Here is a 19639-nt window from a genome sequence, read left to right on the forward strand (position 1 = left end):
CAGGAACCTTGCGAACCCCGAGGAGCACCCCATGTCCGCCAAGGCCGGCACCGTCGTCACCAGCCGTGAGATCCGCCTCGCCGCCCGCCCGGTCGGAGCCCCCGGCCCCGAGCACTTCTCCCTCGCCACCGTCGAGCTCTCCACCGATCTGGCGGAGGGTCAGGTCCTGGTCCGCAACACCTGGATGTCGGTGGATCCGTACATGCGCGGCCGGATGGACGACGTCGAGTCCTACCTCCCGCCGTTCGCCCTCGGCGCGGCCCTCCAGGGCAGTGCGGTCGGCGAGGTGATCGCCTCGCGGGCGGCGGCGGTGCCGGTCGGCGCCACCGTGTCGCACTTCCTCGGCTGGCGCGAGCACGCCGTGCTGGACGAGGCCGCCGTCACCGTCATCGATCCGGAACTCGCCCCGGCCCAGGCCTACTTGGGCGTGCTGGGGGCCACCGGGCTGACCGCGTACATCGCGCTCACCGAGACCGCCCCGGTCCGCCCCGGCGACGTGGTCTTCGTCTCCGGGGCGGCGGGCGCGGTTGGCAGCGTGGCCGGCGGGCTGGCCCGGGCGCTGGGCGCGTCCCGGGTGATCGGCTCGGCCGGGGGCCCGGTCAAGGCGGGGAAGCTGCTCACCGAGTTCGGCTTCGACGCCGCGATCGACTACCGGGCCGGCGCGGTGGCCGACCAACTCGCCGAGGCCGCACCCGAGGGCATCGACGTCTACCTCGACAACGTCGGCGGCGACCACCTCGAAGCCGCCCTCGCCTCGATCCGCCACGACGGCCGGATCGCCCTGGTCGGCGCCATCAGCACCTACAACGCCACCACCCCGCAGCCCGGCCCCGCCAATCTGTTCCGGGCCGCCGCCCAGCAGGCCACCCTGCGCGGCATGCTGGTCACCCACTGGTTCGACCGCTTCGCCGACTACGTCCCGCGCGCCGCCGCCTGGCTGGCCGACGGCACCCTCACCAGCCGTGAGACCGTGGTCGAGGGCATCGAGAACGCCCCGGCCGCCTTCCTCGGCATGATGAACGGCGCCAACACCGGCAAGATGCTGGTCCGGCTCGGCTCCTGACGGACCGGGGGGTAGCCCCACCGTGCCGCGGGTGGCTGCCCGGAGCGCGGATCCAGGGGTTACCCCCGTGGTGCGGTGGATCTTGGGCGGAGAGGCTGGGCACGTACCGATTCCCGGACAGAAGGAACGATTCGTGCTCAATCCGAAGCCCTCCCACCGCCGCACCGTCCGCACCGCCGTCGTGGGCGCGGTTGCCGCCCTCGCCTGCGCCACCGCCCTGGCGGGCACCGCCGGAGCCGTCGTCAACGGTGGCGACTCCAAGGAGAGTCACCCCTTCATGGCGACCATCCCGGAGTCCGCCCCGAGCCTGGGTCTGCTCGACGGCAACTGCGGGGCCTCGCTGATCGACCGGCAGTGGGTGCTGACGGCGGCCCACTGCGTGACCGGCGACGGGCTGGTCCTGGACGGCACGGTGCGGATCGGCAGTGACAGGCGCAAGGAGGGCGGCACGGTGCGGAAGATCGACCGCAGCTTCGTCCACCCCGGCTACCGCAACGGCGAGGGCCAGGGGGCCAACCAGGACGACATCGCCCTGGTCCGCCTGGACCGGCCGGTCGGCGAACGGCCCGTCAGGATCGCCGACGCGGCGGGCCCGGCCGGCACCCCGACGCGCCTGCTCGGCTTCGGGACCACGGTCTTCGGGGAGTGGCGCTTCCCGGAGCAGCTCCAGGAGTTGGACACCCGCCTGGGCGCCGAGACCGAGTGCGCCCCCGGCTACGCGGGCCCGACCCGGCTGTGCACCGTCAGCACCAAGCCCAAGGCCATGGCCTGCGCCGGGGACTCCGGCGGCCCCCAGCTGCAGAAGGGCCGCGACGACCGCTGGGAGCTCGTCGGCGTCACCTCGGGCCCGGGCGCCCCGAAGGTCCCCTGCCAGGACGGCCCGGGCCTCTACACCAGCGCCCCCGCCTACGCCTCCTGGATCCGCACCACCATGGCCGAGAACCCGGCTCCGGCGGCGGCGGAGGACCACACCCGTACCCTCGTGCTCGGTGCCGGCCTCGTCCTCGCCGCCGGTGCGGGCACCGCCTTCGCGCTGCGCCGCCGGGCCGGGGCCGCAGCGCGGTAGGCGGGGGCGCCGGGGGACGGGGCGTCAGAACTTCAGCGCCCAGCCGTTCAACTGTCCTTCGAGGTACTCCCACGGGTCGGTGATCCGCAGGGTCCAGACGCCGTTGGCGGTCTCGGAGGAGACGTCGGCGCCGAGGGTGGTCCTGATGGCGTCGTCGCCCCAGGCGAAGTCGCCGTCCTTGAGGCGGTAGGGGGTGCCGTCCGGGGCGATCAGGTCGATCAGGAGGTCGCCCATGAAGTCGTGGGTGACGTCGAGTTCGACGTCCAGCTCGGTGGGGGCCCGGCCCGGGACGCCGGTCACGGTGATGGTGGAGTCGAGGACGCCCGGGTCGGGGATCGGCCGGACGGCCGGGTTGGCGAAGCGCGGGTGGGGGCCGGTGGTGGCGGGCGGGCCGAGGTAGAGCAGGCGGTCGGGCGTGCCCTCCTCCAGGTCGCGCAGGGAGCCGGAGGTCGCCGTGGAGGTGAGGGCGGCGGCCACCTGGGCGGGAGTGGCGGTGCGGTGGCCGGCCAGGTGGAGGGCGGCGGCGCCCGCCACGTGCGGGGCGGCCATCGAGGTGCCGGAGAGCGTCGCCTCGGCCTCGTCGTAGCCGTTGGAGGCCGAGACGATCTCGTCGCCCGGGGCGTAGAGGTCCACCAGCGGGCCGTGGTTGGAGTACCAGGCCGCCCGGTCGTCGATGTCGCTCGCCCCGACGGTGATCGCGGTGGAGACCCGGGCGGGGGAGTGCTCGGCGGCGTCGATGCCCTGGTTGCCCGCCGCGACGGTGTAGGTCAGCCCGGAGGCGATGGAGGCGCGGACGGCGGCGTCCAGCGTCTCGTCGGGGTCGCCGCCGAGGCTCATGTTCACCACGGCGGGCTTGACCGCGTTGCGGGTCACCCAGTCCACGCCCGCGATCACCTGCTCGTACGTCCCCTCGCCGTACTCGTCGAGGACCTGGACCGCGACCACCGAGGCCTGCTTGGCCACCCCGTAGGTCGTGCCCGCCGCGGTGCCCGCGACGTGCGTCCCGTGGCCGTGCCGGTCCTCGGCCACCGCGGAGCCGTCGATCGCGTTGAAGCCGTACCGGGCCCGCCCCCCGAAGTCCTGGTGCTCGATGTTCACCCCGGTGTCGACCACGTAGACCGTCACCCCGCGCCCGCCCGTGTCCGGCGAGACGTAGCGGTTGTCGAGCGGCCGCCGGTGCCGGTCGATCCGGTCCAGCCCCCAGGACGGCGGCTCGTTCTGGGTGGCGTCCAGCTTGACCCGCCGGTCCTCCGAGACGCTCGCCACCGCCGGGTCGGCCGCCAGCCGACGGGCCTGACGGTCGGTGAGGCGCGCCGAGAAGCCGTGCAGCGCGGAGTCGAAGCTCCGCTTCACCTGCCCGCCGTAGCGGGAGGCCAGCGCCGGGGCCGAAGTCCCCCGGAACGCCGTCTCCTTGAGCACCACCAGGTAGCTCCCCGGCACCGCGTCGGCCGCCCCGGCGTGCAGCACCGCGCCCTCCCGCTCGGCCGCGGTGGCGGGCGAACCGCCCGCCACCGCACCCGTCAGCAGCAGCGCGGCCACCGCCCCCCGGCAGGCCTGAACCCATCCGTTCATTCCGAACCCCCCTGGTCCGTCCGGGGGCTCCGTGCCCCCGGCACCCCGTTCCCAGAGAGTGACGGACCGTCAGTTCGCATGCAAGGAAGGTGAGTTGAAATACCTCAGTGGAGGTAGGCGCCGACCGCCGAGGCGACTACGCCTGGCGCGGGCAGCTGCCCTGGACCACCTTGCCGCCCGACTGGGCGGCGGTGGACGGGTCCACCATCAGGCACAGGCCGGTCCAGTGGTTGACGAACCGGTAGCCGGTGCCGTCCGGGAGCGGGGTGGGGAGGATCTCCCACATCTGGTTGCCGGAGAACCAGCGGGTCTCGCAGGGCCACCAGAACAGCTGGGTGCCGGCGCCGGGCGGGGTGCCGTCGTTGTACGGGACGGTGAGGCACCTGCCGTTGGCGGCCTTGATCCAGAAGTAGTTCTTGCCGGGGTCGTCCGCCTTCAGGCCGACCGCGCTCCACTGGTGGCTGCTCGGCGCGGAGCTCTGGCAGGCGCGCTGGGTGACCACGCCGCCGTCCGCGGTGTCGTCGAACTCGGGGCCGCGGACCATGCAGCGGCCGTACTTGCTGTCGACGTAGGTCTTGTCGGGCTTGACCCGCCAGATCGCCGGGTCGCCCTCCCGGGAGACGTTCGGCCGGTTGCTCATGATGATGTCGTAGACCGGGGCCCAGCCGGGGAAGTCCATCATGACGATGCCGAGGCGGCCCTTCCCGTTGCCGCCGTTGAACCAGTCCATCAGCCGCTGGTTGACCCCGGGCGTCCAGACCAGGTCCTTGCCCTTCAGGACGCCGGTCCCGCCGGCGATCGAGTCGGGCCCGTTGCCCGTGGGCACCGCGGAGGCGGAGGTGTAGGTGACGAAGGTCTGGCCGGGGTCACCCGCGAGCGCCGCGCCGAGGTTCTTCTTCACCAGCGGCCACTTGGCGTCCGGCGTGGGGGAGCTCCAGGTGTCTTCGGTGTGGTCACCGAACCCCTTGATGCCGAACTTCGCGGCGTCACCGCCGTCCAGGCCGTCGAAGGCACCGAGCACGATCTTGCCCCGGGCCTCGCCCAGGGTGGGCATGGTGGTGCGCTTCCCGTCGTTGAACAGCAGGTTCTTGTAGAGGTACGCGTACTGCTGGAAGATCCCGGCCCGGACCGCGCTGCTGGCGGTGTCCGGGTCGTCGGTGCAGCTGCCGATCTCGCCGTTGCACTCGGCCTTGAGCCGCATCACGATCGTCTCGCCCGGGTGGGCCTTGAGGAAGGTGCGGGCCTTGTCGAGCACGTCGTCGAAGTTGGCGTTCTGGTAGAAGGCGCCGTGGTGCACGGTGAAGGATCCGCCGATCACCCGTACGCGGATGTCGATGGCCCGGATGCCGCGGTCCAGCTGGGCGGTGAGGGTCCGTGCGCTGTCCCCGAAGTCCTGCTGGGTCTGCACGTCGTTGCCGCCGTGCAGGGAGAGCGTGTCGTGCGTGCCCGGGATGGACAGCGCGGTCAGCGGGGTGTCCGGCCCGAGTTGGGACATCCAGTCGCCGAGCGGGGCGTCGCCCAGGTTGCGGTAGGCGTCCCGGTTGTCCGTGCCGCTGGCCTGCGCGGTGCCGGCCGAGAGCGGGAGGAGGGCGGCCGCGGTGACGACGGCCACGGCGGCGGTCCGGGTCAGCCGGCGCAGGCCGCGGCGGAGCGGGGTGGGGGGAAGGAGGTGCATGGGTGACTCTTCATCATCGGGGAACCAGCGAAGGGCGCTGGTGCGGTGGGACCGCACCAGCGCCCTTTCCCCTCCATGCTGTCCGGCCCGGCAGCGCGCTGACCAGGGACGGAAGGGCAGCGTCGTGGTGGCCTGCGGGGCCGCCTGTCAGTGGCTGCCGCGCAGGTTGAGCACCACCACGCCGACGATGATCAGCACCAGGCCGAGCCACTGGGCCTTCCCGAGCTGCTCGCCGAAGGCGACCACGCCGATGCCCGCGACCGCGGCGGTCCCGGCCCCGGACCAGACGGCGTAGGCGACCGAGACCGGTATGTGCTTCAGGGCCTTCCCGAGCAGGGCGAAGGAGAGCACGTAGCCGATCCCCACCCCCAGGCTCGGCCAGAACCTGCTGAAGCCCTCGGTCAGTTTGAGGCAGCTGGTGGCCGCCACCTCGCTGATGATGGCCAGGGCGAGCAGCACGTACGGCATCAGCGGTCGCCCGGCGCGGCCGCGGTGAGCGAGGCCAGCAGCGGCAGGTCCGCGTGCACCAGGCTGTCCAGCACGGTGACCCGGTCGGTGGCCTGGATCGGCACGGCGGAGGGGACGGCCAGCACCGCGCAGCCCGCCGCGTGGGCGGAGGCCACGCCGGTCGGGGTGTCCTCGACCGCCACGCAGGCGGCCGGGGCCAGGCCGAGGCGGGCGGCGGCGGCCAGGTACGGGTCCGGGGCGGGCTTGGTGCGCGGGGTGTCCTCGGCGGCCAGCACGGTGCGGAACCAGTCCCGGCCCAGGGTGGCCAGTACCAGGTCGATCACCCGGCGCGGCGAGGCCGAGACCAGGGCCATCGGGACCTCGGCCGCCCGCAGGCTGCCCAGCAGGTCGAGCGCGCCGGGGCGGGGGACCACCTCGGTGGCCACCCGGGAGGCGAAGGCCTCGTCCAGACGGGCCGTCAGCTCGGCCAGACCGGTGCCGCCGGAGGTGCCGGTGGCACGGCGGTGCAGGTGCGCGGCGGTGTGCTCGACGGCCTGGCCGAGCACCTCCGGCAGGTCGTCCTCGGTGAGGGTGAGGCCGAGCCCGGCGGCGCACTCGACGGCGGCCTGCCACCAGAGTTCCTCGGTGTCGACCAGCGTGCCGTCCATGTCGAACAGCACGGCGGCCGGGCGGGGCAGCGGCTCGCTCCGGGGTGAACTCCCGTCGTCGGTGGATGAGTTGTCGGTCGAGAGGGCAGGCATGGCGGTACCTTCGGCAGAGACGGATCAGGCGGTGCGGCGGTCGACCAGCACCGGGCGGTCGGGCAGCGTGACGTCGGCGTTGCCGCCGACCGGCAGGCCTGCGGCGGCCTCCGTCGGCAGGTCGGCCTTGATCTCGGTGCCGTCGGACAACCGTACGGTGATCCGGGTCGCGCTGCCCAGGAACGAGGCGCCGACCACGACCGCAGCGCCCGCGTCGTTCGAGACCAGGCCGACGTTCTCCGGCCGCACCAGGACGTCGAGTTCACCGTCGGCGGGCAGCTCGCCGTCCACCGGGAAGGTCCGGCCGAGCAGCTCCACGGAGGAGCCCGCGCGGGTGCAGGGGATGCGGCTCATGGTGCCGACGAACTCCGCGACGAAGGCGGTGGCGGGGCGGGAGTACAGCTCGGCGGGCGCCGCGCACTGCTCCAGCCGGCCGGCCCTCAGCACGGCGACCCGGTCGGCCATCGAGAGCGCCTCCTCCTGGTCGTGCGTGACGAACAGGGTGGTGATGCCCAACTCCTGCTGGAGGCGCCGGATCTCGTCCCGGAGGTTGAGCCGGACCTTGGCGTCCAGCGCGGAGAGCGGCTCGTCCAGCAGCAGCACCCGCGGCTGCAGGGCCAGCGCACGGGCCAGCGCGATGCGCTGCTGCTGGCCGCCGGAGAGCTGGTGCGGGTAGCGGTCGGCGTGCTGCGGCAGGCCGACCAGCTCCAGCAACTCCTGTGCGCGGCCGCGTCGTTCGGCCTTGCCGGCGCCGCGCATCCGCAGGCCGAAGGCCACGTTGTCGGCGGCGGTCAGGTGCGGGAACAGGCTGTAGGACTGGAAGACCATGCCGGCGTCGCGGCGGTGGGCCGGCACCCCGGTGATGTCCTGGCCGTCCACCAGCACCTGGCCGGAGTCGTGGGTCTCGAAGCCGGCCAGGATGCGCAGCGCGGTGGTCTTGCCGCAGCCCGAGGGGCCCAGCAGGGCGAGCAGCTCGCCCGGGTTGATGGTGAGGTCCAGGCCGTCCAGCGCGGTGGTGGGGCCGAAGGCGCGGCGCAGGCCGCGGAACTCGACGGTGGCGCCGGTGGTGATGGTGGCGGTGCTCATGGGGGTTGTCTCCAACGTGGTGTCAGGAGGCGGCGGCGGTCTTGGCCCGGCGCTCGCGGCCCGCGGAGGCGAGCAGGAGCAGCAGGACCCAGGTGATCAGCAGGCTCAGGATCGAGACCGCGACCGACATCTGGCCCTCGCTGTTGCCGACGGTGTAGATCCACACCGCGAAGGGCTGGTAGCCGAGGATCGAGGAGGCGGTGAACTCGCCCAGGACCAGGGCCAGGGTGAGGAAGGAGGCGTTCAGCAGCGCCCCGCGCAGGTTCGGCAGCACGACCGTCACCACGGCGCGCGGCCAGCTCGCCCCGCAGTTGCGGGCGGCCTCGACCAGGGTGCGCACGTCCACCGCGCGCAGGCCGGCGTCCAGCGCCCGGTAGGCCAGCGGCAGCGACATCAGCACGTACGCGATGACCAGCACCAGCGGGAAGGCCGGGTCCTGGACGAACACGAAGGTCTGGAAGAACGGCGTGTCCATCAGGTAGTCGGGGCCCCAGCGCAGCACGCCGATCAGACCGGCGGTCAGCGCGACCGGCGGCACCACCAGCGGGAGGGTGCAGACCACTTCGAGCACCGGCCGGAGCCGGGGCGAACCGAGGCGGACGGCGATCAGCGCGGGCACCAGCAGGAGCAGCAGCACCACCACGGTGACGGCGGCCAGCTCCAGCGTGAGCACCAGGCTCTCGGTGAAGCCGGGGGCGCTCAACAGGCCGGTGTAGGCGGCGAAGTCGATGCCCTCGTTGGTGTCGATGGAGAACCAGAGCGAGGCGGCCATCGGCACCAGGAAGTAGATCCCGGCGACCAGCAGGACCAGGCCGCGCCAGACGCGGAGGCGAGAGATCAGCTGAGCCACTTTGCACTCCGGCGCTGGAGGGGCAGGTAGACGGCCATCACCAGGACGGCGACCAGGATCATGTCCAGGCTGAGCGCGAGCGCCAGGTTGCCCTGGCCGACCAGCACGTTGCCGGAGAGCGCGTCGGCGATCGAACGGCTGATCAGCGGCACGGTGGCGCCGACCATCGCGGCGGCGGTGGCGTACGCGGCGAAGGCGCTGCCGAAGAGCAGCACGAAACCGCCGAGCAGCGAGGGCAGCAGGATCGGCAGCGCGACGTGCCGCCAGTACTGCAGGGCGGTGGCGCGGTTGTTCTGCGCGGCCTCCCGCCACTGCACCCGCAGGCCGTCCAGCGCCGGGGTGATGGTGAGCACCATCAGCGGCACCAGGAAGTACAGGTACACGATGGTGAGCCCGGTGAACGAGTAGAGCGTCCAGCCGTGGTCGGTCAGGTTGAACAGCTTGGTGATCTCACCGGCGTTGCCGAGGGTGGCGACGAAGGCGAAGGCCAGCGGCAGGCCGCCGAAGTTGGCCAGCACGCCGGAGGCGGTGAGCACCGCCTCGCGCAGCGCGCGGAACCGGGAGGTGACGACCGCCTGGGCGATCGGCAGGCCGATCAGGGTGCCCAGCAGGGCGGTCAGCGCCGAGAGCTTGAGGCTGCTCAGCAGGGCGGTCCAGTAGGCGCCCTGGACCGAGTCGGTGAGGTTGGCGGTGGTGAACGCACCGGCACCGGACTCGGCGTCGCTGGAGGCGGTGAAGGCACCGCTGACGATCGCCACGGCCGGCAGGCCGAAGGAGACCAGGAAGAAGAGCAGCAGCGGCACGGTGGCCAGCCAGCTGCCGCCGAACCGGCGGAGGCCGGCAACGCGCTTGCGGGGGGCGGGGGTTGTGGCGGTGAGGACCCCCGCGCCGCCACCGTTCTCGGTGGCGGCGGGGGTCGGCACCGGGGTGGGAGCCGTAGTCATCTCGGTGATCAGCCCGCGATCGCCTTGGTCCAGTTCTCGGTGATGACCTTCTTGGCCGCCGTGATCTGGTCCTGGGTCGGGAAGGTGGTGAAGGGCTTCTCGACGGTCGGCAGCTTGGCAGCGGCGGTGGCGTCGAGCGAGCCGTCCTTCTTCATGGCCTCGAAGGTGGAGGGGGTGGCGTAGCCGCCCATGAAGAGGTTCTGGCCCTCGGCGCTGAACAGGTACTCCTGCCACAGGCGCGCGGCGGCCGGGTGCGGCGCCCACTTGTTGACGGCCTGGTTGTAGTACTGGGCGTAGGAGCCGTCGACCGGGATGGCGACCTGCCAGTCGATGCCCTTCGGCTTGAACTTGTCGGTGTAACCGGCGTTCAGGTACGACCAGTCGATCGAGATCGGGGTCTCGCCCTTCTCGATGGTGGCCGGGGTCGACTCGACCGGGTTGAAGTTGCCGGACTGCTTCAGCTTGCCGAAGAAGTCGATGCCGGGCTGGATGTTGTCCAGCGAACCGCCGTTGGCCAGCGCGGCGGCGTAGACGCCACCGAAGGCCGAGCCGGACTTGGTCGGGTTGCCGTTGAGGGCGACCTTGCCCTTGTACTCCGGCTTGAGCAGGTCGGCGAAGGTCTTCGGGCAGGTCGGGATCTTCTTGGCGTCGCAGCCGATCGAGATGTAGCCGCCGTAGTCGTTCACCCGGGCGCCGGTGGCGTCCTTCATGCTGTCCGGCACCTTGTCGAAGGTGGCGACCTTGTAGGGGGCGAGCAGGCCGTCCTTGACCGCCTGGAGCGCGAAGGCGCTGCCCAGGTCGACCACGTCGGGGGCGCGGTCCTGGCCCTTGCGGGAGTTGATCGCGTTGATCTCGTCCTGGCTGGAGCCGTCCGGGTTCTCCTCCTCGATCTCGATGCCGTACTTGGCCTTGAAACCGTCGAGGATCTTGCCGTAGTTCGCCCAGTCGCGGGGGAGCGTGATGACGTGCAGCTTCCCCTCCTTCTTGGCGGCGGCGACGAGGGCGTCCATGCCGCCGAAGTCGGCGGCCGAGGTGGCGTCCTTGGCCTCCTTGGTGGCGCCGCCCTTGGCAGCGGTGTCGCCGGACTTGGCGGTCGAGCCGGCCGAGCCGCAGGCGGTCAGGGAGAGCGCGGCGGCGGTGAGCACGGCCGCGAGGGCGGCGGCACGGGAGCGGTGCACGATCACGGGTGGATCTCCTGAGGAAGGGGAGTTCACGAGCGAAGGAGGGGGCGTAGCTGACGCTGCGCCAAGTTGGCCAGCCAACTTGGCTGCCGGGGTAAGTACGCCCGAGTACGGTGACGGGAAGGTGAACGGATGGCCCAGTACAGGGGGCGGATGCGGGAACGGTGACCACGGCCCGCTGCGGGGTGATCCACAGCGGCTACAGTCGGCTACGTCCTGGCGTGCTCCAACGGTCCAGGGCCCAACGCGGGGAAGGACTTTGAGGCACGTGGCACTCGACCAGGACAGCACGGCCGGCTCGCTCTACCGCAAGGTGGCCGCCGACCTGCGGGAGGCGATCACCTCCGGCTCGTACGGCGACTCCGGCCGGCTGCCCGCCGAGGGTGCCCTGGCCGAGCAGTACGGCGTCTCGCGCGGCACCGTCCGGCAGGCCCTCTCCGTGCTGCGCGCGGACGGCCTGGTCACCTCCCGCCGCGGCACCCGCCGGGTGGTGCTCGGCACCGCCCGGGTGCAGAGCTTCTCCGAGCTCCTCTCCTTCACCCACTGGGCCCGCTCCATGGGCGAGGAGCCCGGCGGCCGGCTGGAGTCCTTCACCCGCCGGCCGGCCGACGCGGCGGAGCGCGAGCAGCTCCGGCTGGAGCCCGGCACCGAGGTGTACGTGACGCTCCGTCTGCGCACCCTCTCCGGCACGCCGGTGATGGTCGAGCGCACCGTCTACCCGCCCCGGGTCGGCGAGTTGGTCGCCCAGCTCCCGCCGGACGTGGTCTCCCACACCGAGCCGCTGCGCGAGCACGGCATCCTCTTCACCGACGCCGACCACACCATCGACGTGGTGGCCGCCAACGCCGACGACGCCCGGCTCCTCGGCTGCCGCCGCGGCTCCCCCCTGCTGCGCGAGAAGCGCCGCACCACCGACCCGACCGGCACCCCGGTCGAGTGGTCCCAGGACCGCTACCTGCCGGGCACGGTGGCCTTCAGCATCCACAACTCGCTGGCCTCCTCGGCACTTTCGCGGCACACCCGGCAGAACGACTGAGGTAGGACGACCGAGGCGCGACGGCAGGGCAGCGACCCAGGGGCGCGAGGCTGTGACATGTGCGGCTCCGCCGCGTGGGCGCGGGCAACCACCTCCCACCGGTCAGATCGCGGCAGTTGCCGCCGACCCTCGTGGGTGCGGTTCCCGTGAGTGGCCTCACGCCCCGGACCTCCGCCTTGTCGGCCGCAGTTCGTCCGCTGGCCGCCCTCGCTGTGGTCTGATGGGCCCGTGATCGACGAACGCGTACTCGCCGCCCTGCTCCCCCGTGTCGAGGAGGCGGTCCGGGAGGCCGCCGCCATCGAGATCATGCCCCGGTTCCGCCACCTGGCCCCCGGCGAGGTGTCCGAGAAGAAGGGCCCGTACGACCTGGTCACCGCCGCCGACCGGGAGGCCGAGGCGTACCTGACCCGGGCCCTGACCGCGATCCTGCCGGGCTCGGCGGTGGTCGGCGAGGAGGGCGTGCACGCCGAACCCGCCCGCTACGCCGCGCTGGCCGGCGAGGCCCCGGTCTGGATCGTCGACCCGGTGGACGGCACCCGCCCGTTCGTCCACGGCAAGACCGGCTTCTGCACCCTGGTGGCGCTCGCCCACCGCGGCGAGACCCTCGCCTCCTGGACCCACGCCCCGGCGCTGGAGCAGTTCGCCACCGCCGTCCGCGGCGGCGGGGCCTGGCTGGACGGGGAGCGGCTGAGCACCGGATCCGCCGTCCCCGGAGCCGAGTTGGAGGTCTCGTCCTCGCACCACGAGTACACCACCCCGGAGCGGCGCCGGGCCCTGCTCGGCCTGCGGGTGCCGGGGGTGCGGATCCGGCCCTCCGCCGGTTCGGCGGGGCTGGAGTACCTGGCACTGGCCCGCGGCGAGTTCGACGGGACCGCCTACGACTGGGAGAACGCCTGGGACCACGCGGCCGGCCTGCTGCTGGTCACCGAGGCCGGCGGCGCCCAGACCACCGTGAGCGGCGAACCGTTCCGCCTGGCGGGCGGCAACGCGCTGCCGTTCACGGCGGCCCGGGACGCGGCCACCGCCGAGCGGATCCGCCGGCTGCTCTCCGGCGGCTGAGCGGGCGTCAGCCGGGTGCGGAGGCTCACGTGCGGCGGGCCCGGTCCTCACCCGGCACCATGGTCCGTGCCTCCCGCCGCGCGCAGTTCCCCGCGCCCCGGGCGCGGCGCGTTTCTCCGTCAGCCCGTCACCTCGTCAGCCCATCAGCCGGGCCAGCAGCGGGCGGTAGTGGTCGAATCCGGGCACCTCGGCTCCGGCCTCCTTGGCCTGCTCGTCCCAGCGCCGCACCGTCACCGCGTCCACCGCGCCCGGCCGGGCGGCGAACGCGGCCGCCTGCTCCTCGGTCATCGGACCGCCCTGCACCCGGAGGGTGAACTCCGAGGCGGGGGAGAGGCGCTCGCGGTAGCCGGGCTCGGCGGTGCACAGGTAGCGCTTGGCGGCCACGTGCAGCCGGACCGGCTCGGTCACCTCCGGGCCGAACCACTGGGCCAGCCAGTCGGCGCCGGAGGAGCTGTGGCGGTTGTCCCGGCCCTCCATCAGCTCCAGCCCGGTGCCGCCGAAGTGGCCGACGTCGTGCAGCAGGGCGGCGGCCACCAGGTGCTCGGGCGCCCCGGCCGCCTCGGCCAGCGCGCCCGCCTGGAGCATGTGCTCGGCCATGGTGACCTCCTCGCCGAGGTACTCCCCGGCGCCCTCGCCGGCGAACAGCCCGGCGATCCGGTCCAGGGCCTCCTCCTGACGGTGCAGCAGGGCCAGGGTGGAGGCCAGGGAGTCCAGGTCGGCGTAGCAGCCCTGGAGGTGCCGGGCCCCGTCCGCCTCGAAGGCCGTCCGGGCGTGCAGCAGGCGGGTGTTGTCGAAGACCAGGCAGTCGCCGGGGCCGAGCCGGAACTCCAGCTGGAGCTCCGGCCGCAGGGTGATCGCGGCGAACCGGCGGTAGGCGGTGTAGAAGGCGTCCAGCTCCGGCACGGAGAACCCGCGCAGGGTGGAGATCGAACGGTTGTTGAAGCGCACCTCGCGGATCCGGCCGAGCGGGTCGGTCTCGATCAGCGGCCGGTCGGCGCGCAGCTCGGTGCGCCGGTCCCGGAAGACGAAGGGCACCGGGGTGCGGGTGAGCACCGCGAAGTCCTCCGGGTGCTCCTCGCGCAGCAGGGCGGCGGCCCGGAAGCCGTCCACCAGGCCGGAGTCGCCGCCCTCGGCCTCGTTGCGCAGGCAGTGCAGCAGCTGGAGGGTGGGCACCGGGTCGCGGTAGGGGTTGTCGGTGTGCGGGGCGATGGCCGCGTTGGTGAAGGCCAGGTTGTTCGGGTCGGGCTCGACCCGGACGTCGAACAGCTCGCCGTAGTTGGTCACCCGGACGTGGCCGAAGCTGCGGGCCACCGCCAGCACCTGGCCCTCCACCAGCGGTACCCCGCGCAGCAGCGCGAAGCCGAACCGCCGCACGGCTCCCAGCACGGCGGCCCGCTCGGCGGGATCGGCCAGGTAGGCGGACCACTCCGCCTCCGGCGGCCCGGCCGCGAAGTCGGCGGCGGTCCAGAGCGGGCGGCCCTGCTCGGTGCGGCCGTCGTCGCCGGGGGTGCCTTCGGCGGTGAAGCCGGACGGGTACGCCGACAGGTGCCCGTCGGACCACTCGACGGTGCGCCGGCCGTCCTCCTCCACCTCCCTGCGGATCGTCAACTCCTCGGGCAGGTCGTTGATCTGGAACAGCTTCTGGCCGGTGCGCGGATCGCGGCACTCGGCACAGGGGCAGTTGTCGCGGAGCCAGTACAGGGACGTGTCCATCTCACCCTCCGGGTCAAGTTGTACAGACAACTCTCAGCGGCCCGGGTGAGATCCAGACATCCGGCAGCTGTCCGGCCCGCGAACGGCGGCCGACATGCCGGAGCCCCCGACCGCGGGTCGCGGCCGGGGGCTCCTGGTGTCCGGTCAGGCGCGGTACGAGGCCCAGGCGTTGGTCATCCGGGTGACCTGGCCCGGGGTGAACTGGGTCATGCAGGAGTCGTAGGTGTAGTCCATGAAGTTCTTGATCGGGTCCAGGCCCGGCTTGCTCGTGCAGGAGTCACGGCCGGTCGGGCACTCGAAGGCGGCGCTCTTCTCGGCCGGCGTGTCGCTGACCTGGTCGCCCTGGCCGTTACAGCCGCCCTGGAAGGTGTGGTAGAGCCCCAGCCAGTGGCCGACCTCGTGGGTGGCGGTGTCGCCCTCGTTGTAGTTGGTGGCCGAGCCGCCCGGCAGCGAGGAGTCCAGCATCACGACGCCGTCGTCCTTCGGGTTGGAGCTGTAGGAGCTCGGGAAGGTGGCCCAGCCCAGCAGGGACTGGCCCAGCTTGGCGGTGTAGAGGTTGAGCGCGTTGGCGCCGCCCTTGCGCAGCGAGGTCTTCATCGACTTCTCGGCGGTCGAGCCCGGGGTGATCCCGTTGTACCAGCTGGAGTTGTCGGTGTAGTCGGTGGCGACCAGCTGGAAGGTGAACGGGGTGGCGGTGTTGCCCGAACCCTGGCCGCCGTAGGCCGCGTTCAGCACCGCGATCTGCTTGCTGATGTCGGTGGCGGTCAGCTTGCCGGTGGTCCCGGCGTGCACCACGTGGAAGTACACCGGGATGGAGGTGGCCGCCAGCGCACCGCTGCCCGCCAGCAGGTTCTGCCCGTTGACGCTCGACTTCAGGTGCGCCACCCGGGCGTCCAGGTCGGCGTTCATCACCTTGGCCTGTGCGTCGGTGACCGCGTTCGGCTCGGCCGTGTGCGCGGGCGCGCCCTTGGCCACCCGCGCGGCCGCGTCGCCGGAGTCGGAGCTGCACGCGGCGGCACCCGGCGCGGCCAGCACCCCGAACGAGCCCGGTACGACGAACTGACCCGCCGTCAGCAGGCCCGCCAGTGCGGCGACGCCGAGCACCCGGCTGGAGGTGGCGGAGAGGGAACGGACCGGAAGACGCATCTGCTGCTCCTGTGGTCTGTGGGGGTGCGGCGGTGAGGGGACCGCCGTGCAGCAGAGGCTACGCAGGCTCGACGTGAACGTGTCAGACCTGTTCCGGCCGTAAAATATTCTGATAGACCGTCAGTTAGCCGCAGATCTTCCCTGGTCGCGGGTCGGGTGCAGTCACTTGTTACCCGTACGCAATCCGCCACGCTGTCCGAAAACCGCCCTTCGGGGGCGGCTCCTACAGCTGGACCAGGGTGACCCGGTCTCCGCAGAGCTTGGCCATGTCGTCCATGTCCGAGGTCAGCATCACCACAGGCCCCGGCTGATGGAGCGCGGTGACCGCGACCATCGCGTCGATCGCGTACTTGTGTCCGTGCAGCCCGGTCTCCTGGAGCAGCACGGCGGCGGCCTTCGCCCACTCGACGTGCAACGGCTCGATCCTGAGCTGGGAGAGGACGAAGTCCCAGTGCGCCTTCTTGATGCCCCGGTGCTGGACTTCGATGAGGGTGGCCCCGCTCACCACGCGGGTGGCGCCGCGCTCCACCGCAGTCCGGGTGATCCGCCCGACCAGTCGGTCGCCGGCGATGTACTGCGACAGGCCCTGGCTGTCCAGGACCAGAGTGCCACCGCTCAGCCGGCCTTTCGCCACTGGGCCTCCCCGGCGTCGGCGGCCGCCCAGATGTCGGCGGCCTCCTGCAGCTCCTCGGCGGTGGAGGGGCCGTGCTCGGCCTCGATCCGGTCCAGGTACTCCAGGGTCGCGAGATCGCGCAGGCGCTGCTCCATGGCGGCCGTGATGAAGGCCGAGAGCCCGCGCGCACCGGCCGCCTCGCGCAGCGCGAGCAGCGTCCCTTCGGGTACGGAGATGCTCACGACCTTCGCGGCGCCTTCGCCGATGCCGGGCACAGCGTCGTCTTCTGCCATGCCCGGATTTTAACAATCGGATTGCCAAAGCGGCAGGGCCGTCGCCCGGCTTCACCCGATCGAGGCCTCCGACCAGGCCTTCTCGGCGGCCGTCAGGAAGCCCTCGTCGCCCGGGGCGTGCTCGGCGAGGGCGGTCAGGACGGAGAGCACCGTCTCCAGGGAGGCGTGCGGGCCGTAGTGGTTGACCCGGAGCATGGTGGTGGCGAGGGCTCCGCCGCCGGACTGGACCGGGAGGGAGCGGGCGGCGAGGGCGGCGGCCAGGGTGGTGGCGTCCAGGCTGAACGGGGTGAGCAGGGTGGTGGCGACCGGGGCCGCGGCGTAGTCCTCGATGACGTAGGGGGAGAGCGAGCCGAGGGCGCGGACGCCCGCGCGCAGGGCCGCGGCGGCGGCGCGGTGCCGGGCGACGGTCGCGTCCAGGGTGTCGGCCTCGATCCGGTCCAGGCAGGCCTCCAGCGCGAGCATCTCCAACTGGGCCGGGGCGTGCGGCAGTACGGAGCGCCCGGCGTCCGTCCAGCGCTCCTTCCAGTCCAGCAGCGAGAGGTAGGAGCGGCGCGGCGCGGCCGGGTTGGCGGTGATCCGCTCCCAGGCCCGGTCGCTGACCGAGACGGCGGACACCCCGGCGGGGCCGCCCATCGCCTTCTGGCCGCCGATCACGCAGAGGTCCACGCCCCAGGCATCGGTGTACAGCGGCTCGGCCGCGACCGAGGCGACGGCGTCCAGCATCAGCAGCGCGCCGTGGTCCCGGACCACCTCGGCGATCTCGGCGACCGGGTTGGTGTTCCCGGTGGCCGCCTCGGCGTGCACCAGCGAGACGAAGTCGATCTCCGGACGGGCCGTCAGCGCCTCGGCCACCTGAGCGGCCGTCACCGCGCCGGTGAACGGCACCGCCAGGTCCACGACCTCGGCGCCGCAGCTGCGCAGCCACCCGCCGAAGGTCTGCCCGTACGGGCCGGTGACCACGTTCAGCGCGGTGGAGCCCGGCCGCACCGCGCCGCGGATGGCCGCCTCCAGCGGCAGCAGCGCCTCGCCCTGCATGACGATCACGTCGGCCCGGGTGTGCAGCAGGGCCGCGACCCGGTCCTCGATCGCGGCGAACCGGGCCGCGCCGAGCGGCGGCAGGTCGAGGAACGGGCTCGCGGGGCTGACGGGGCTGGCGGGACTCACGGAACGGCCTTTCGTCGGGAGCGCTTCGTGGACAGTCTGCCCTGTTCGTCCCCTCGGCAGTGGGTTTCCCCGTCGGTAGAGTGCGCCCATGAGCGATGGTGCGGTGCTGCACGTCAAGGGTCGGGTGCTGGTCGGTCCGCAGGACGTCCGGGACGAACTCTGGGTGGTGGACGGCCGGGTGACGTACCGGCGGCCCGCCGCCGAGGCCCGCACGGTGCGCGGCTGGGTGCTGCCCGGCCTGGTGGACGCGCACTGCCACGTCGGACTGGACGCGCACGGCGCGGTGGACGCCGCGACCAGCGAACGCCAGGCCGTCACCGACCGGGACGCCGGCACCCTGCTGATCCGGGACGCCGGTTCGGCCGCCGACACCCGGTGGATCGACGACCGCGAGGACCTGCCGAGGATCATCCGGGCCGGCCGCCACATCGCCCGGACGCGGCGTTACATCCGCAACTACGCCCACGAGATCGAGCCCGGCGACCTGGCCGCCTACGTCCGGGACGAGGCCCGGCGCGGGGACGGCTGGGTCAAGCTGGTCGGCGACTGGATCGACCGGGACCGCGGCGACCTGGCCGCCTGCTGGCCCGGGGACGCGCTGAAGGAGGCGATCGCGGCGGCGCACGAGGAGGGCGCGCGGGTCACCGCGCACTGCTTCGCGGCCGAGTCGCTGCCGGACCTGCTGGCCGCCGGGATCGACTGCGTGGAGCACGCCACCGGCCTGACCGAGGAGTTGATCCCGGCCTTCGCCGAACGCGGCGTCGCCATCGTGCCGACCCTGGTCAACATCGCCACCTTCCCCAAGCTCGCGGCCGGCGGCGAGAGCAAGTTCCCCGCCTGGTCGGCCCACATGCGGCGGCTGCACGAGCGCCGCTACGACACCGTGGCGGCCGCGCACGACGCGGGCGTGCCGGTCTACGTCGGCACCGACGCGGGCGGCTCGCTGGCGCACGGGCTGGTCGCCGACGAGGTGGCCGAGCTGACCAAGGCCGGGCTGACCGCCGTCGAGGCGCTCTCCGCCACCACCTGGGGAGCCCGGGAGTGGCTCGGCCGCCCCGGTCTGGACGAGGGCGCCCCGGCCGATCTGGTGGTCTACGCGGAGGACCCGCGCGCGGACGTCCGGGTGCTGGCGGACCCTCAGCTGGTGGTGCTGCGGGGGCGGATCGTGCGCTGAGCGCTGTCCGCCGGTACGGATAGGCTGGGCCGTATGGGTGCACGTCCGCTGAACGAGATCGTCGAACCTGGCTGGGCCAGGGCGCTGGAGCCGGTGGCCGGCCGGGTCGCCGAGATGGGGGGCTTCCTGCGTGGCGAGCTCGCCGCCGGGCGGACGTACCTGCCGGCCGGGCCGGACGTGCTGCGGGCCTTCCAGCAGCCCTTCGACGCCGTCCGGGTCCTGATCGTCGGTCAGGACCCTTACCCCACGCCGGGGCACGCGGTGGGGCTGAGCTTCTCGGTGGCGCCGCACGTGCGGCCGATCCCGGGCAGCCTGATCAACATCTACCAGGAGTACGGCCGCGACCTCGGCTTCCCGCCGCCCGCCAACGGCGACCTGACGCCGTGGACCCAGCAGGGCGTCCTCCTCCTCAACCGCGCCCTCACCACCGCCCCGGGCAAGCCCGCCGCGCACCGCGGCAAGGGCTGGGAGGAGGTCACCGAGCAGGCCATCCGCGCCCTGGTCGCCCGCGGCGGCCCGCTGGTCGCCATCCTCTGGGGCCGCGACGCCCGCAACCTCCGCCCCCTCCTCGGCAACGTCCCCGCGGTGGAGTCGGCCCACCCCAGCCCGATGTCCGCCGACCGGGGCTTCTTCGGCTCCCGCCCCTTCAGCCGCGCAAACCAGATGCTCGCCGACCAGGGCGCCACCCCGGTCGACTGGCGCCTCCCGTAGCGGCCGCCCCGCCCCGCGTGCGGCACCCCCTCGGGAAGCTCCTCCTCCCACCCTCGGCCCGCCGCAGGCGGCAGCCTCGCGGCAG

Annotated in this window: 19 protein-coding genes; 6 read left to right on the forward strand and 13 right to left on the reverse strand. The window is 73.0% G+C overall.

Annotated elements, in window-relative coordinates; genetic code table 11:
- Positions 1–31: 31 nt before the first annotated feature.
- Both ACWEPF_RS04035 and ACWEPF_RS04040 read left to right on the forward strand, forming a co-directional pair.
- Positions 32–1063, forward strand: coding sequence for an NADP-dependent oxidoreductase (locus ACWEPF_RS04035; RefSeq protein WP_452171311.1), 1032 nt, complete (start codon positions 32–34; stop codon positions 1061–1063).
- Positions 1064–1196: 133 nt separating this feature from the next.
- A complete protein-coding gene (locus ACWEPF_RS04040) occupies positions 1197–2129 on the forward strand; it encodes a S1 family peptidase (RefSeq protein ID WP_452171312.1) in 933 nt (310 codons plus the stop codon).
- Positions 2130–2153: 24 nt separating this feature from the next.
- Here ACWEPF_RS04040 and ACWEPF_RS04045 read toward each other — a convergent pair whose 3' ends face one another.
- The 8 genes from ACWEPF_RS04045 to ACWEPF_RS04080 form a co-directional block, all read right to left on the reverse strand.
- Positions 2154–3701: a S8 family peptidase gene (locus ACWEPF_RS04045; protein ID WP_452171313.1), complete on the reverse strand. Its 1548-nt coding sequence runs from the start codon at positions 3699–3701 to the stop codon at positions 2154–2156.
- Between the two features lie 136 nt (positions 3702–3837).
- The gene (locus tag ACWEPF_RS04050) at positions 3838–5376 is read right to left on the reverse strand and encodes a phosphatidylinositol-specific phospholipase C domain-containing protein (protein WP_452171314.1); all 1539 of its coding nucleotides are present in this window, start codon (positions 5374–5376) and stop codon (positions 3838–3840) included.
- 147 nt (positions 5377–5523) lie between these two features.
- On the reverse strand, positions 5524–5844 hold the full coding sequence (locus ACWEPF_RS04055) for a DMT family transporter (RefSeq protein WP_345281195.1): 321 nt from the start codon (positions 5842–5844) through the stop codon (positions 5524–5526).
- A complete protein-coding gene (locus ACWEPF_RS04060) occupies positions 5844–6584 on the reverse strand; it encodes an HAD family hydrolase (protein ID WP_452171315.1) in 741 nt (246 codons plus the stop codon). The genes ACWEPF_RS04055 and ACWEPF_RS04060 overlap by 1 nt, the downstream gene beginning before the upstream one ends.
- 24 nt (positions 6585–6608) lie before the next feature.
- The gene (locus ACWEPF_RS04065; RefSeq protein WP_452171316.1) at positions 6609–7670 is read right to left on the reverse strand and encodes an ABC transporter ATP-binding protein; all 1062 of its coding nucleotides are present in this window, start codon (positions 7668–7670) and stop codon (positions 6609–6611) included.
- Between the two features lie 22 nt (positions 7671–7692).
- Positions 7693–8508 (reverse strand): ABC transporter permease, encoded by an 816-nt coding sequence (locus ACWEPF_RS04070; protein ID WP_452171361.1) that lies wholly within the window; start codon positions 8506–8508, stop codon positions 7693–7695.
- A complete protein-coding gene (locus ACWEPF_RS04075; RefSeq protein WP_452171317.1) occupies positions 8508–9464 on the reverse strand; it encodes an ABC transporter permease in 957 nt (318 codons plus the stop codon). Before ACWEPF_RS04075 ends, ACWEPF_RS04070 begins: the two co-directional genes overlap by 1 nt.
- A gap of 8 nt (positions 9465–9472) precedes the next feature.
- Positions 9473–10648 (reverse strand): ABC transporter substrate-binding protein, encoded by a 1176-nt coding sequence (locus tag ACWEPF_RS04080; RefSeq protein WP_345281203.1) that lies wholly within the window; start codon positions 10646–10648, stop codon positions 9473–9475.
- 265 nt (positions 10649–10913) lie between these two features.
- Between ACWEPF_RS04080 and ACWEPF_RS04085 the strand changes: the two genes are divergently transcribed.
- On the forward strand, positions 10914–11681 hold the full coding sequence (locus tag ACWEPF_RS04085) for a GntR family transcriptional regulator (RefSeq protein ID WP_345281205.1): 768 nt from the start codon (positions 10914–10916) through the stop codon (positions 11679–11681).
- 228 nt (positions 11682–11909) lie between these two features.
- Positions 11910–12740: an inositol monophosphatase family protein gene (locus ACWEPF_RS04090; protein ID WP_452171318.1), complete on the forward strand. Its 831-nt coding sequence runs from the start codon at positions 11910–11912 to the stop codon at positions 12738–12740.
- Positions 12741–12875: 135 nt separating this feature from the next.
- On the opposite strand, the gene tmpA is transcribed toward ACWEPF_RS04090, so the two are convergent.
- The 5 genes from tmpA to ACWEPF_RS04115 all read right to left on the reverse strand — a co-directional run bounded on the left by tmpA (position 12876) and on the right by ACWEPF_RS04115 (position 17669).
- Complete coding sequence (gene tmpA, locus ACWEPF_RS04095; RefSeq protein ID WP_452171319.1) at positions 12876–14483, reverse strand: 2-trimethylaminoethylphosphonate dioxygenase; 1608 nt, start codon at positions 14481–14483, stop codon at positions 12876–12878.
- A 114-nt stretch (positions 14484–14597) separates the two neighbouring features.
- On the reverse strand, positions 14598–15599 hold the full coding sequence (locus ACWEPF_RS04100; protein ID WP_452171320.1) for a zinc metalloprotease: 1002 nt from the start codon (positions 15597–15599) through the stop codon (positions 14598–14600).
- 223 nt (positions 15600–15822) lie between these two features.
- Complete coding sequence (locus ACWEPF_RS04105) at positions 15823–16233, reverse strand: DNA-binding protein (protein WP_452171321.1); 411 nt, start codon at positions 16231–16233, stop codon at positions 15823–15825.
- On the reverse strand, positions 16215–16505 hold the full coding sequence (locus ACWEPF_RS04110; protein ID WP_452171322.1) for a hypothetical protein: 291 nt from the start codon (positions 16503–16505) through the stop codon (positions 16215–16217). The genes ACWEPF_RS04105 and ACWEPF_RS04110 overlap by 19 nt, the downstream gene beginning before the upstream one ends.
- A gap of 51 nt (positions 16506–16556) precedes the next feature.
- Positions 16557–17669 (reverse strand): pyridoxal-phosphate-dependent aminotransferase family protein, encoded by a 1113-nt coding sequence (locus ACWEPF_RS04115; protein ID WP_452171323.1) that lies wholly within the window; start codon positions 17667–17669, stop codon positions 16557–16559.
- Positions 17670–17757: 88 nt separating this feature from the next.
- Here ACWEPF_RS04115 and ACWEPF_RS04120 point away from each other — a divergent pair, with 88 nt between their 5' ends.
- Positions 17758–18843, forward strand: coding sequence for an amidohydrolase family protein (locus ACWEPF_RS04120; protein ID WP_345281217.1), 1086 nt, complete (start codon positions 17758–17760; stop codon positions 18841–18843).
- Positions 18844–18876: 33 nt separating this feature from the next.
- Positions 18877–19554 (forward strand): uracil-DNA glycosylase, encoded by a 678-nt coding sequence (locus ACWEPF_RS04125; RefSeq protein WP_452171324.1) that lies wholly within the window; start codon positions 18877–18879, stop codon positions 19552–19554.
- Positions 19555–19639: the final 85 nt, after the last annotated feature.

It is taken from the genome of Kitasatospora sp. NPDC004289, from assembly GCF_053602875.1.